This is a genomic window from Streptomyces sp. NPDC057616 (assembly GCF_042800575.1).
Lineage (GTDB): Bacteria > Actinomycetota > Actinomycetes > Streptomycetales > Streptomycetaceae > Streptomyces.
In genome coordinates, this window is record NZ_JBHVGU010000011.1 from 170,635 (window position 1) to 184,163 (window position 13,529).

The window sequence follows — 13,529 nt, forward strand, 5'->3', positions numbered from 1 at the left end:
TTTTTTTTTTTTGGGGTTGGTCGAAAGTGGGGACGGAAGAAAGGTTGGGGGGGGGCTGCGAGGATGGCCCCCTTTGCGGGGGGGGGGGGGGGGGCGCCGTGACGGCCGTGACCGGGGACTACTTCACCGGCTCCGGCTCGGGCTCGTTCTCCTGCTCGGCCTCGCCCGCCGGGTCGAGGGGCGTCCTGACCGACTCCAGGAGGAGCTGGGCGACGTCGACGACCTGGATGGACTCCTTGGCCTTGCCGTCGTTCTTCTTGCCGTTGACCGAGTCGGTCAGCATGACGAGGCAGAACGGGCAGGCGGTGGAGACGATGTCCGGGTTGACGGAGAGGGCCTCGTCGACGCGCTCGTTGTTGATGCGCTTGCCGATCCGCTCCTCCATCCACATCCGCGCGCCGCCGGCGCCGCAGCAGAAGCCGCGCTCCTTGTGGCGGTGCATCTCCTCGTTCCTGAGGCCCGGCACGCCTGCGATGATCTCGCGCGGCGGCGTGTAGATCTTGTTGTGGCGGCCCAGGTAGCAGGGGTCGTGGTAGGTGATGATGCCCTCGACCGGGGTGACCGGGGTGAGCTTGCCCTCGTCCACCAGGTGCTGGAGCAGCTGGGTGTGGTGGATGACCTCGTAGTCGCCGCCGAGCTGCGGGTACTCGTTGCCGATCGTGTTGAGGCAGTGCGGGCAGGTCGCGACGATCTTCTTCGCCGACTTCGGCTTGCGGGACTCCTCGGTCACCTTGCCGTCGTCGTCGAGCTCCTCGCCGAACGCCATGTTCAGCGCCATGACGTTCTCCATGCCGAGCTCCTGGAAGAGGGGCTCGTTGCCGAGGCGGCGGGCGGAGTCACCGGTGCACTTCTCGTCGCCGCCCATGATCGCGAACTTGACGCCCGCGATGTGCAGCAGCTCCGCGAAGGCCTTGGTGGTCTTCTTGGCGCGGTCCTCCAGGGAGCCGGCGCAGCCGACCCAGTACAGGTACTCGACCTCGGTGAGGTCCTCGATGTCCTGGCCGACGACCGGGACCTCGAACTCGACCTCCTTGAGCCACTCCAGGCGCTGCTTCCTGGCCAGGCCCCAGGGGTTGCCCTTCTTCTCCAGGTTCTTGAGCATCGTGCCCGCCTCGGACGGGAACGCGGACTCGATCATCACCTGGTAGCGGCGCATGTCGACGATGTGGTCGATGTGCTCGATGTCCACCGGGCACTGCTCGACGCAGGCGCCGCAGGTGGTGCAGGACCACAGCACGTCCGGGTCGATGACGCCGTTCTCCTCGGCGGTGCCGATCAGCGGTCGCTCGGCCTCCGCGAGCGCCGCCGCGGGCACGTCCTTGAGCTGCTCCTCGGAGGCCTTCTCCTCGCCCTCCATGTTCTTGCCGCCACCGGCCAGCAGGTACGGCGCCTTGGCGTGCGCGTGGTCCCGCAGGCTCATGATCAGCAGCTTCGGGGACAGCGGCTTGCCGGTGTTCCAGGCCGGGCACTGCGACTGGCAGCGGCCGCACTCGGTGCAGGTGGAGAAGTCGAGGAGGCCCTTCCAGGAGAACTGCTCGACCTGGGAGACGCCGAAGACGTCGTCCTCGCCCGGGTCGGTGAAGTCGATCGGCTGCCCGCCCGAGGTCATCGGCTGCAGCGCGCCGAGCGCCGTGGCGCCCTCGGCGTTGCGCTTGAACCAGATGTTGGGGAAGGCCAGGAAGCGGTGCCAGGCCACCCCCATGTTGGTGTTCAGCGACACCACGATCATCCAGATGAACGACGTCCCGATCTTGATCATGGCGGTCAGGTAGACCAGGTTCTGCAGCGCCGAAACGCTCAGGCCCTTGAACGCCAGCACCAGCGGGTACGAGGCGAAGTAGCCGGCCTCGTAGCCCTCCACGTGGTGCAGTGCGCCCTCCAGGCCGCGCAGCACGTAGATCGCCAGGCCGATGGTGAGGATGACGTACTCGACGAAGTAGGCCTGGCCCGCCTTGGAGCCCGCGAAGCGCGACTTGCGGCCCGGCCGCGAGGGCAGGCTCAGCAGCCGGATGGTGATCAGCACGACGATGCCGATCACGGTCATCACGCCGATGAACTCGGTGTACATCTCGAACGGCAGCCAGTCGCCGATCACCGGCAGCATCCAGTCGGCCTGGAAGAGCTGGCCGAACGCCTGCGCCAGGGTCGGCGGCAGCGTCAGGAAGCCGACGGCCACGAACCAGTGGGCGAAGCCCACGATGCCCCAGCGGTTCATCCGGGTGTGGCCAAGGAACTCACGCACCAGCGTCACGCTGCGCGCATAGGGGTTGTCGGTCCTGCTGCCCGCGGGCACGGGCTGGCCCAGTTTGAAGTACCGGACGAACTGGCCGATGGCGCGTGCGAGCAGCGCAACACCGACCACGGTCAGGACCAGCGACACGATGATCGCGGCGAGTTGCATTTGGGGGCTCCTCGGGCCTGCGAGGTTTCGTTCGAGGGAGAGCCTCGACATTACTAAGCGGTAACTTATGCAGTCCGTCTGAGACTACCCCCATCTTCCGTCGCACTGTAGCCAGCAGCTCGGTGATCTGCGTCGCTGAGGGTCGCCTTAAAGGTCTGTGACGATGCGATCGTGTTATTCATGCCAAATTGGTACATTCGCGCCTAACTTAGATCCGTGCTCTACGGGATCGCCGCCGCCACGACCGCCCTGCTGCTCGCAGCCGTGCTCACCGCACTGCTGCGGGTGCCCGCGCTGCGCCTCGGAATCCTCGACCGCAGACGACGGCAGCGGCCCGTGCCGCTGGCCGGGGGTGTCGCCGTGGTGCTCGCCACCGGCGCCGTCGTGGTGGCCGGCGAGCGCACGGGCGTCGCGCCGCTCGGCGAGGGCGTGGGCCGGCTGCTGCTCGCCGGAGGCGCCGTCGCCCTGCTCGGACTGGTCGCGGACCTGCGGCGGGTCAAGTCACGGGTCCTGGTCGCCGGTACGGCGGTGGCGGCGGCCTGTGTCGTGCCGTACGAGGAGACCGGGGTGCCCGCGGGCCTGCTCGCCGTGGGCTGGATCGTCTTCGTCTCCGTCGCCTTCAAGGCGCTCGACCACGCCGACGCGCTCGCCGGGACCGTGGGGGTCGTCACCGCCTTCGGGGTGGGCGCCTGCGCCGCGGCCGAGGTGATGGACGGGCTCGCCGTGCTGCTGAGCGTGCTGGCCGCCGCGCTGACCGGGTTCCTCATGCACAACTGGCCGCCCGCGCGCGTGGGCCTCGGCGCCTGCGGGTCCCTGTTCACCGGGTTCGTGCTCGCGGCCGCGGCGGTGTGCACCCGGGCCGGCTACGGGCTCGCGGACAGCGCGGGCGTGCTCTTCCCGATCACCGCCGTGGCGACCGTGGACGTACTCCTGGTGATCCTGTCGCGGCGGCTGGCCGGGCGGCCGCTGCTGCGCGGCGGGCCCGACCATCTCGCCCACCGGCTACGGCGGTTGGGGCTCACGCCGCAGGGGGCGACCGTGCTGCCGGCCATCGGGGCGTTCGCCGGGGTGCTCGACGGCGTGCTCACGCACATCGGCTGGACCGCCCGGTCCGGGGTGTTCTGGGTGGCGGCCGGGGCACTCATCGTCGTGCTGCTGCTGCTCCGGGTGCCGGTGTATGTGCGCCGGCCCGTGCCCACACAGGCCGGCGGACCGTTGTCCACGCAGGCCGGCAGACCGGTCTCCACACAGGTTCGGTCGATGTCCACGCAGCCGGCCAGATCCGTATCATCCCAGGTCAGCGGCCGCTTGCGTGTAAGGAACGGATAAGAGTTGAGCCCCCCGGACTCAGGTCTGTTGACCCATTGCCGGGTGTCGTGCACACTTGAGTCCGTTCCACTCAAGTCAGCTGGAGGAAGATCACCATGGCACGTGCGGTCGGCATCGACCTGGGCACGACTAACTCCGTCGTCAGCGTTCTGGAGGGCGGCGAGCCCACCGTCATCACCAACGCCGAGGGTGCCAGGACCACGCCGTCCGTCGTCGCCTTCGCGAAGAACGGTGAGGTGCTCGTCGGCGAGGTCGCCAAGCGCCAGGCGGTCACGAACGTGGACCGGACCATCCGCTCCGTGAAGCGCCACATGGGCACGGACTGGAAGATCGAGCTCGACGGGAAGCCCTTCAACCCGCAGCAGATCTCCGCGTTCATCCTGCAGAAGCTGAAGCGCGACGCCGAGTCCTACCTGGGCGAGAAGGTCACGGACGCGGTCATCACCGTCCCGGCCTACTTCAACGACTCCGAGCGCCAGGCGACGAAGGAGGCCGGCGAGATCGCCGGTCTGAACGTCCTTCGCATCGTCAACGAGCCCACCGCGGCCGCGCTCGCCTACGGCCTCGACAAGGACGACCAGACGATCCTCGTCTTCGACCTCGGTGGCGGCACCTTCGACGTGTCCCTCCTGGAGATCGGTGACGGCGTCGTCGAGGTGAAGGCCACCAACGGCGACAACCACCTCGGTGGTGACGACTGGGACCAGCGCATCGTCGACTACCTGGTCAAGCAGTTCCAGTCCGGTCACGGCGTGGACCTCAGCAAGGACAAGATGGCCCTGCAGCGTCTGCGCGAGGCCGCCGAGAAGGCCAAGATCGAGCTGTCCTCGTCCACCGAGACCTCGATCAACCTGCCCTACATCACGGCGTCCGCCGAGGGCCCGCTGCACCTGGACGAGAAGCTCACCCGGGCCCAGTTCCAGCAGCTGACCGCGGACCTGCTGGAGCGCTGCAAGACGCCGTTCCACAACGTCATCAAGGACGCCGGCATCTCCATCAACGAGATCGACCACGTCGTCCTCGTCGGTGGCTCCACCCGTATGCCCGCCGTCGCCGAGCTGGTGCGCGAGCTGACCGGCGGCAAGGACGCCAACAAGGGCGTCAACCCGGACGAGGTCGTCGCCATCGGCGCCGCCCTGCAGGCCGGTGTCCTCAAGGGTGAGGTCAAGGACGTCCTGCTCCTCGACGTGACCCCGCTGTCCCTCGGCATCGAGACCAAGGGCGGCATCATGACCAAGCTCATCGAGCGGAACACGACGATCCCGACCAAGCGGTCCGAGATCTTCACCACCGCCGAGGACAACCAGCCCTCCGTGCAGATCCAGGTCTACCAGGGCGAGCGCGAGATCGCGGCGTACAACAAGAAGCTCGGGATGTTCGAGCTGACCGGTCTGCCGCCGGCCCCGCGCGGTGTCCCGCAGATCGAGGTCGCCTTCGACATCGACGCCAACGGCATCATGCACGTGACCGCGAAGGACCTGGGCACGGGCAAGGAGCAGAAGATGACCGTCACCGGCGGCTCCTCGCTGCCGAAGGACGAGGTCGACCGGATGCGCCAGGAGGCCGAGAAGTACGCGGAGGAGGACCACGCCCGCCGCGAGGCCGCCGAGTCCCGCAACCAGGGCGAGCAGCTCGTCTACCAGACGGAGAAGTTCCTCAAGGACAACGAGGACAAGGTCCCCGGCGACATCAAGACCGAGGTCGAGGCGTCCGTCGAGGAGCTGAAGGCCGCGCTCAAGGGCGAGGACACCGCCGAGATCCGCACCGCCACCGAGAAGGTCGCGGCCGTCTCGCAGAAGCTCGGCCAGGCCATGTACGCCGACGCCCAGGCCGCGCAGGCCGCCGGTGGCGAGTCCGCCGGCGCCGAGGCCCCGAAGGCCGACGACGACGTCGTGGACGCCGAGATCGTGGACGACGAGCGCAAGGACGGTGCCGCGTGACGGAGGAGACCCCGGGCTTCGACGAGAAGCCCGACGTCCCCTCCGGCGCCACACCTGACGACGCCGAGCCGAAGGCCGCCTCCCCCTCCGCGGGGGAGGGGGCGGCCCCGGACGGGGACGCAGCAGTACAGATCGCCGGTCTGACGGCGCAGCTGGACCAGGTACGCACGGCGCTCGGTGAGCGCACGTCGGACCTCCAGCGGCTCCAGGCCGAGTTCCAGAACTACCGCCGCCGCGTGGAGCGGGACCGGATCACGGTCAAGGAGATCGCCATCGCGAATCTTCTGACCGAGCTCCTGCCCGTGCTCGACGACATCGGCCGCGCGCGGGAACACGGCGAACTCGTCGGCGGATTCAAGTCCGTGGCGGAGTCGCTGGAGACCGTGGCGGCGAAGATGGGTCTGCAGCAGTTCGGCAAGGAGGGCGAGCCCTTCGACCCGACGATCCACGAGGCCCTGATGCACAGCTACGCGCCGGACGTCACCGAGACGACGTGCGTGGCGATTCTGCAGCCCGGGTATCGCATCGGCGAGCGCACCATCCGCCCCGCGCGGGTGGCCGTGGCCGAGCCTCAGCCGGGGGCGCAGACCGTCAAGCCGGAGTCCCAGGACTCCGCCGAGGCGGCCGACGACAAGGAGAGCGGTGGCCCGGACGAGGGCTGAGCTTGAACCGATGAGAAAGGAGGGGCGTCGAGGATGAGCACCAAGGACTTCATCGAGAAGGACTACTACAAGGTCCTCGGCGTCCCCAAGGACGCGACCGAGGCCGAGATCAAGAAGGCGTACCGGAAGCTCGCCCGCGAGTTCCACCCGGACGCCAACAAGGGCAACGCCAAGGCCGAGGAGCGCTTCAAGGAGATCTCCGAGGCGAACGACGTTCTCGGCGATCCCAAGAAGCGCAAGGAGTACGACGAGGCGCGCGCCCTGTTCGGCAACGGCGGCTTCCGCCCGGGGCCGGGCGGCAGCGGCGGCTCGTTCAACTTCGACCTGGGCGACCTCTTCGGCGGCGGCCAGGGCGGCCAGGGCTCCGGCAGCTTCGGCGGCGGGATCGGTGACGTCTTCGGGGGCCTGTTCAACCGGGGCAGCTCCGGCACCACGCGGGTGCAGCCCAGGCGCGGTCAGGACATCGACACCGAGGTCAGCCTCAGCTTCACCGAGGCGATCGAGGGGGCGACGGTCCCGCTGCGCATGTCCTCGCAGGCGCCCTGCAAGGCCTGTTCCGGCACCGGCGACGCCAACGGCAACCCGCGGGTCTGCCCGACGTGCGTCGGCACCGGACAGGTGGCGCGGGGCTCCGGCGGCGGCTTCTCCCTCACCGACCCCTGCCCGGACTGCAAGGGCCGCGGTCTGATCGCGGAGAACCCCTGCGAGGTCTGCAAGGGCTCGGGTCGCGCCAAGTCGTCCCGGACCATGCAGGTCCGCATCCCGGCCGGGGTGCAGGACGGCCAGCGCATCCGCCTGCGCGGCAAGGGCGCACCGGGTGAACGGGGCGGGCCGGCGGGCGACTTGTACGTCACCGTCCATGTCTCCGCGCACCCCGTCTTCGGCCGCAAGGGCGACAACCTGACCGTGACCGTCCCGGTGACGTTCTCCGAGGCGGCCCTCGGCGGCGAGGTCAGAGTGCCCACCCTGGGCGGCCCGCCCGTCACCCTGAAGCTGCCGCCGGGCACGCCCAACGGCCGCACCATGCGCGCCCGGGGCAAGGGCGCGGTCCGCAAGGACGGCACCCGCGGAGATCTGCTGGTCACCGTAGAGGTGAGTGTCCCGAAGGACGTGACGGGGAAGGCTCGTGACGCGCTCGAGGCGTATCGCGAGGCAACCGCGGGTGAGGACCCGCGGGCGGAGCTGTTCCAGGCCGCGAAGGGAGCTTGAGGGAGATGGACGGCCGTCGACGCAATCCGTACGAACTGACCGAGGAGACCCCGGTCTACGTCATCTCGGTGGCGGCCCAGCTCTCCGGCCTGCACCCGCAGACCCTGCGCCAGTACGACCGCCTCGGCCTGGTCTCGCCCGACCGCACGCCGGGCCGCGGCCGTCGTTACTCGGCCCGCGACATCGAACTGCTGCGCACCGTCCAGCAGTTGTCGCAGGACGAGGGCATCAACCTGGCCGGCATCAAGCGGATCATCGAGCTGGAGAACCAGGTCGCCGCGCTCCAGCAGCGCGTCGCCGAGCTCCAGACGGCGGTCGAGGGCGCGGCGGCGGCCATGCAGCAGCGCGAGGCGGCGGTGCACGCGTCGTACCGCCGCGACCTGGTGCCGTACCAGGAGGTGCAGCAGAGCAGCGCGCTGGTGGTCTGGCGGCCGAAGCGGCAGCGGTCCGACTGACGCGGCTTGTCACGTCTTGTCACGTGTCGGCAGGGGCCCGGAGACATTCCGGGCCCCTGTCGTGCGTGCACGACCGGTCGCCTTCCGTCAGAAGGGCGAGCGAACTCTAACGTTGACGTCTCATTACCTGGTTATTCCTTGACGATCGTGTGAAGAAAGCGTTGGCTTCCTTCACCTGGGACGCCTCAAGCACCCTTGTTCGGAAGGTCAACAGCAGTGAACACCCGCATCCGTCGTACCGCCCTCTGCGTGGCAGTAGCCGCGACAAGCCTGTCACTTGCCTCCTGCGGCGTGCTGAACGTCTCGGGTGACAGCAGTTCGGCGAGCCCCACCAAGGGCAACGACGTCACGATCGGTCTCCTGCTGCCGGAGACGGCCAACACCAGGTACGAGGACTTCGACTACCCCATCATCAAGCAGCAGGTCTCCTCCCTGACGAAGGACCAGGGCCACGTCGCCTACGCCAACGCGGGGCAGAACGCGGACAAGCAGGCGACCCAGATGCAGAAGATGATCGACGACAAGGTCGACATCATCCTGCTGGACGCGGTGGACTCGCACGCCATCGCCGGCGAGGTGAAGAAGGCGAAGGACGCGGGCATCCCGGTCATCGCCTACGACCGGCTGGCCGAGGGCCCGATCGACGCGTACATCTCCTTCGACAACGAGCTCGTCGGCGAGGTGCAGGGCCGCTCGCTGCTGGACGCGCTGGGCAGCGACGCCGGCACGTCCGACAAGATCGTGATGATGAACGGCTCGCCCACCGACCCGAACGCCAAGCAGTTCAAGGCGGGCGCGCTGTCCGAGCTCAAGGGCAAGGTGACCATCGCCCGGTCCTTCGACACCAAGGACTGGGACCCGAAGAACGCCGAGTCCAACATGTCCGACGCGATCAAGGCGATCGGCAAGGGCAACATCGCGGGCGTCTACTCCGCCAACGACGGCATGGCCGGCGGCATCGTCAAGGCCATGGAGGACGCGGGCATCTCCCACCTGCCGCCGCTCACCGGCCAGGACGCGGAGCTGGCCGCCGTGCAGCGGATCGTCTCCGGCGAGCAGTACATGAGCGTCTACAAGTCCTACCCGCAGGAGGCCCAGGCGGCCGCGCAGATGGCCGTCGCCAAGGTGCAGGGCAAGGACATCGAGTTCGACGCGCTGACCCAGGACACGGTCGACAGCCCGACGAACAAGGAGATCCCGGCGCAGCTCGTCACCGTCACCGCGCTGACGCGCAAGAACATCAAGTCGACGGTCGTCGCCGACGGCATCTACAAGGTCTCGCAGATCTGCACCTCCAAGTACGCCTCGGAGTGCGCGGCCATCGGCCTGAAGTAGGAGACCGCGCAAGACGTTCCGCCTTTGCGGACGCGATCGTTGCAGGGGCTGTCGTGAAGGGTCACGGCAGCCCCTGAGTGCACCCTGGGCCTGGACGTGATCCGGCCGCCGCCGGTCCGGCACCCGCCTCCCGCGTACCGCTCCGCCTCCCAGACCGTCAGCTTGTTGCAATGCGGCAGGAGGAGGACCGCACAAAGCGGGAGTTATCGGTGCGCAACGACCGTGACCTCGGGTCGAGCCGTGTTGCGGAGCCGGTCCCGTCCGCGCATAGTTGCGCTGCGAAGGCGGCGAAACCGGGGGTGGGATGGGCGATGGCCGGGCACGGGACGGAGGAGCATCCACACGGTGCTGACCGACTGTGCGAGGCCGGGGAGCGCGTGTACTCCCGGGCCGTACGGCGCGGCCGCGTGCCGCGCCGGGACGCCGGGCCGGTGCCGTGCCTGCTGGACCTCGCCCTGCTGCACCCCGACCCCGACGACATGGACTGGCTCGTCCCCACGTCCCCGCAGGAGGTCATGACACGGCTCCTGCGCGGCGTCTACGACGACGTCAGCGCCAGTCAGCGGCGGGTGGGTGCGGCGGTCGCCGCGGTCGAGCGGTACGCGGGCCTGGGCCCCGAGACGGAGGCGGCCCCGGGCTCCGGCGCCGCGGAGGGCGCCGCGATCCGGGTCCTGGACGGGCTGTCGCGCATCCAGGCCGCGATGGACGCGGCGACCGAGGCCTGCACGACGGAGGTCCTCACCGTCCAGCCCGGCGGCATCCGGCCCGAGGACGAGCTCACCGAGGGCCTGCACCGGGCGCTGACGCTGCGCGGGCGGGGCGTGCGGATGCGCGACCTGTACACGCATGTGGCCCGGCACGGCCAGGGCCTGCTCAACTACCTGGAGCTGATGGGCGGTTCGGTCGAGGCGCGCACGCTGGACGAGGTGATCGACCGGCTGATCCTGTTCGACCGCACGGTGGCGTTCATCCCGGCCAACGCGGACCGCACGCTCGCCCTGGAGCTGCGCCACCCGGCCCTGGTGGGCTACCTGGTCACCGTCTTCGAGCGCCTGTGGCGCCTCGCGATCCCGCTGACCGCGCCGCTGCCCGACACCGGCATCGAGGGCATCTCCCACCGCGAGCAGTCCATCGCGGCGCTGCTGGCCGAGGGCCACCAGGACGCGGTGATCGCGGAGCGGCTCGGCATAAGCGTCCGTACGTGCCGCGCGCACATCGCCCGGCTCTCCGAGACCCTCGGCGCGGCCAGCCGCACCCAACTCGGCGTCCGCATCGCCCAGGTGGGCCTGGACGGCCACCGTCACCCCAGCGACACGGGCCCGATCACGCTTCCCGGTCAAGAATCCCCGACCGCCCGATGAGATAGCCCAGCTGCGCCCGGCTCTCACTGCCCAGCGTGGCCGCGAGCTTGGCGATGTGCACACGGGCGGTCCGCACGTTCATCCCGAGCCGCTCCGCGATGTCGGTGTCGGTGTGGCCCTCCACGAGGAGGGCGGCGATGGCGTGCTGGCGGGGGGTGAAGCCCGTCGGGGCGGCGCGGGCGACGGCCTGTGGATGCATGGGCGTGGCCATGTGCCAGAGGCGGTCGAAGATGACGGCGAAGTAGTCGATGAGGACCGGGTGCCGGACCTCCAGGGCGAGTGTGCGGTCCGCGTTGGCGGGGATGAAGGCGACCTCGCGGTCGACCACGATGAGGCGTTCGGTGATCTGGTCGAGGGTGCGTGCCTCGGCGTCGCCCGTGAGCTGCTCGTAGCGCGCGACGACGGCGGGCGAGTACCGCTGTGTGTGCTGGTAGAGCGTGCGGATACGGCCGCCGCGGTCGAGCAGGTCCTGGTCGCGGCCGAGGCTCTTGGCCAGGCGCTCGGCGGGGCTGCGGCCGTTGTAGGGCTGGATCGCGAGCAGCTCGCGGGTGGCGCCGGCCATGGCCTTGGCGATGGCCTCGTTGATCCGGTCGAGCCCGTCGACGACCTCGATGGCCGGCGGGTCCGGTGCTCCTGCGGGCCGCCCTCCGACGCTCATGAGGGCCCCGAACGTCTCCACCAGCCGTTCCTCACGCCGCCGTTCGCCGGCGATGCGGTCCGCCGAGGTGCGCAACAGGCGGTGCAGCGCGACGGCCGGGGCGACGGGTTCCAGGCGGCCGAGGTCGGTGACACAGGGACGCAGCAGGCCGAAGTCGACGACGCAGGGCGCCGAGTCGGCGTCCGCGCCGCTCACCTGCCCGTCGCGCAGGGCGCGCCCGTAGAGCTCCAGCCCGGCTTCGCACAGCTCCTCCGGGCCGTGCCGGTGCGCCTGACTCGTCACGAATGACCCACTTCCTCCGGATCGATGTCAGGGCTCCTGCTTCAGGATCCCCGACTGCGCTATGAGAAAGCCGAGTTGGGCCCGGCTGCCGCTGCCCAGGGCCAGCGCCAGCTTGGCGATGTGGGCGCGGCAGGTGCGCACGTTCATGCCCAGCCGCCGCGCGATCGCCTCGTCGACATGGCCCTCGACCAGGAGCTTGGCGATGGAGTGCTGGATCTCGGTGATCCCGTCGGGGGCGGTCTCGTAGGGTGCGCCGGCGCTCAGCGGGACCGCGCGGGTCCACATGAACTCGAAGACCTTGATCAGGTAGCGGACCAGTCCCGGATGCCGGAGTTCGAGCGCGATCTCGCCGTCGTCGCGGGTCGGGATGAAGGCCACCGTCTCGTCGCAGATGATGAGCCGCTCGACCAGCTCGTCGATCGTGCGGTACTCCACCTTGCCGTCGGTGAACTGGGCGACGTAGGCGAGGGTTTCGGGGCTGTAGCGGGCCGGGTGCTGGTAGAGCGTGCGGATGCGGCAGCCCCGTTCGATCAACGGCCGGTCGCGGTTGAGGCCCTGGGCGAGGGTGTGCTCCAGTCGCCGTCGGCTCGGCTGGACGGTCAGCATCTCCGTGTGGCACTGGGACGTGGCAAGATCGAGCGCCGCGTTGATCCGGTCGAGGCCCTCCAGCACGGTGATGGAGTGGGTGGTCGCGGACGACTGGGCGCTCAGGGCCATGAACGGCTCGAAAGCGTCTGCCAGTTCGATGGACAGCCGCCTGCGCTGGGTGATCTCGTTCTCGATCGGTGTGAGCCTCTGGGCAAGGGCCACCGAAGGCGGTACGGGGCGCAGCCAGTTGGGGTCGTCAGGATCGGGATGAAGCAGGGCGAACTCCATCAGACACGGTGCTGGTTCGACATCCGCACGGGCTATGCGTCCCGTCCGGAGAGCGTTGCCGTAAATGCGGCGTCCGTCCTCGCACAGGTCGGTCAACCCATGGGGATGTGTCCGCTTAGTCTCATTTATCACCAGATCTCCACCCCCCAGGGTCCTGAACGTGCAGGAACATGATGCATCGTTTGTGTGGCCATGACGTGCCGGAATGGGCCATCGTCGTATTCGGACGGGGGAGAGGTGACCTTCAAATGAGGACGAAGCCGACTATGCATAAGAGAATGCTTCGCTCGGCGCTCGCCGCCGCCTTCTCCGCCGCCTTGGCCATCGGAGCCCTGAGCGGCCTCACGGGGGCGAAGGGCGACGCAGCGCAGGACAGCACGTGGAGGACGACTTCCGTGTCGGCCGCCGGTACCGGCGACAGCACGTGGATCGTCGCGGCGTCCGCCACCCCGGGTGACAGCACATGGGTCGCCCCCACCGACAGCACGTGGGTCGCCGAGTCATGACCACTCCACCCGACGACCGCTCCTTCCGCCGCGAGATGGCCACGGCCTACCGATCGGGCTGGCACTTCATCGACCTTGTCACCGCGATCCCCCACTCCGGTGACTCGCTGATGGTGACCGTCTTCGGTGAGCCGGTCGTCGTCACGCGCGACGAGGACGAGGACGTACGGGCGTACCGGTGTCTGCGGAGGCCTCGGGGGGCGCCGCAGCCCGTCCGATGTGCCATCCGGTACGGAATGATCTTTGTGAATCTGGACCAGCGAGACCACCGGCTGGTGGAACCGGAAACCCCCGATGTTCGGACCATCTCAGCCACCCCCCGCAGTGCCTGACGCGATTCCCCCGTCGTAACAGATCGCTCAGGTGCTTCCCCCCGCAGCGGGGGGGGGGGGGGGGGGGGGACGTCGCGGCCCCAAAAAGGAGGGGGGGGGGGGCGTTTTTCCCCTCCCCCCCCCCCCCCCCCCTCCCCCCCCCCCCCCCCCCCACCCCCCCCCCCCCCCACCCCCCCCCCCCCA

General features: G+C 69.4%; 12 protein-coding genes. 9 read left to right on the forward strand and 3 right to left on the reverse strand.

Annotation, left to right across the window (positions count from 1 at the left end):
• Positions 1–118 precede the first annotated feature (118 nt).
• On the reverse strand, positions 119–2,401 hold the full coding sequence (locus ACFU97_RS16295; RefSeq protein WP_384256364.1) for a (Fe-S)-binding protein: 2,283 nt from the start codon (positions 2,399–2,401) through the stop codon (positions 119–121).
• A gap of 216 nt (positions 2,402–2,617) precedes the next feature.
• On the opposite strand from ACFU97_RS16295, the gene ACFU97_RS16300 reads away from it, so the two are divergent.
• The 7 genes from ACFU97_RS16300 to ACFU97_RS16330 all read left to right on the forward strand — a co-directional run bounded on the left by ACFU97_RS16300 (position 2,618) and on the right by ACFU97_RS16330 (position 10,692).
• Positions 2,618–3,730 (forward strand): MraY family glycosyltransferase, encoded by a 1,113-nt coding sequence (locus tag ACFU97_RS16300; RefSeq protein ID WP_384256367.1) that lies wholly within the window; start codon positions 2,618–2,620, stop codon positions 3,728–3,730.
• Positions 3,731–3,825: 95 nt separating this feature from the next.
• Complete coding sequence (dnaK, locus tag ACFU97_RS16305) at positions 3,826–5,670, forward strand: molecular chaperone DnaK (protein ID WP_384256369.1); 1,845 nt, start codon at positions 3,826–3,828, stop codon at positions 5,668–5,670.
• A complete protein-coding gene (gene grpE / locus ACFU97_RS16310; RefSeq protein ID WP_384256371.1) occupies positions 5,667–6,332 on the forward strand; it encodes a nucleotide exchange factor GrpE in 666 nt (221 codons plus the stop codon). The genes dnaK and grpE overlap by 4 nt, the downstream gene beginning before the upstream one ends.
• A 33-nt stretch (positions 6,333–6,365) precedes the next feature.
• Positions 6,366–7,541: a molecular chaperone DnaJ gene (gene dnaJ, locus ACFU97_RS16315; protein ID WP_384256374.1), complete on the forward strand. Its 1,176-nt coding sequence runs from the start codon at positions 6,366–6,368 to the stop codon at positions 7,539–7,541.
• 5 nt (positions 7,542–7,546) lie between these two features.
• A complete protein-coding gene (locus tag ACFU97_RS16320) occupies positions 7,547–7,996 on the forward strand; it encodes a heat shock protein transcriptional repressor HspR (protein WP_384256376.1) in 450 nt (149 codons plus the stop codon).
• A 216-nt stretch (positions 7,997–8,212) separates the two neighbouring features.
• On the forward strand, positions 8,213–9,331 hold the full coding sequence (locus ACFU97_RS16325; protein WP_384256378.1) for a substrate-binding domain-containing protein: 1,119 nt from the start codon (positions 8,213–8,215) through the stop codon (positions 9,329–9,331).
• Positions 9,332–9,642: 311 nt separating this feature from the next.
• The gene (locus ACFU97_RS16330) at positions 9,643–10,692 is read left to right on the forward strand and encodes a LuxR C-terminal-related transcriptional regulator (protein ID WP_384256380.1); all 1,050 of its coding nucleotides are present in this window, start codon (positions 9,643–9,645) and stop codon (positions 10,690–10,692) included.
• Here the strand turns inward: ACFU97_RS16330 and ACFU97_RS16335 are convergent.
• Both ACFU97_RS16335 and ACFU97_RS16340 read right to left on the reverse strand, forming a co-directional pair.
• The gene (locus ACFU97_RS16335; RefSeq protein WP_384256382.1) at positions 10,655–11,632 is read right to left on the reverse strand and encodes a LuxR C-terminal-related transcriptional regulator; all 978 of its coding nucleotides are present in this window, start codon (positions 11,630–11,632) and stop codon (positions 10,655–10,657) included. The two genes, ACFU97_RS16330 and ACFU97_RS16335, sit on opposite strands and share 38 nt — an antisense overlap.
• A gap of 27 nt (positions 11,633–11,659) precedes the next feature.
• Positions 11,660–12,604, reverse strand: coding sequence for a helix-turn-helix transcriptional regulator (locus ACFU97_RS16340; protein WP_384256385.1), 945 nt, complete (start codon positions 12,602–12,604; stop codon positions 11,660–11,662).
• Positions 12,605–12,786: 182 nt separating this feature from the next.
• Between ACFU97_RS16340 and ACFU97_RS16345 the strand changes: the two genes are divergently transcribed.
• Together ACFU97_RS16345 and ACFU97_RS16350 are read left to right on the forward strand one after the other, a co-directional pair.
• Positions 12,787–13,014: a hypothetical protein gene (locus ACFU97_RS16345; protein ID WP_384256387.1), complete on the forward strand. Its 228-nt coding sequence runs from the start codon at positions 12,787–12,789 to the stop codon at positions 13,012–13,014.
• On the forward strand, positions 13,011–13,346 hold the full coding sequence (locus tag ACFU97_RS16350) for a hypothetical protein (RefSeq protein ID WP_016437222.1): 336 nt from the start codon (positions 13,011–13,013) through the stop codon (positions 13,344–13,346). Before ACFU97_RS16345 ends, ACFU97_RS16350 begins: the two co-directional genes overlap by 4 nt.
• Positions 13,347–13,529: the final 183 nt, after the last annotated feature.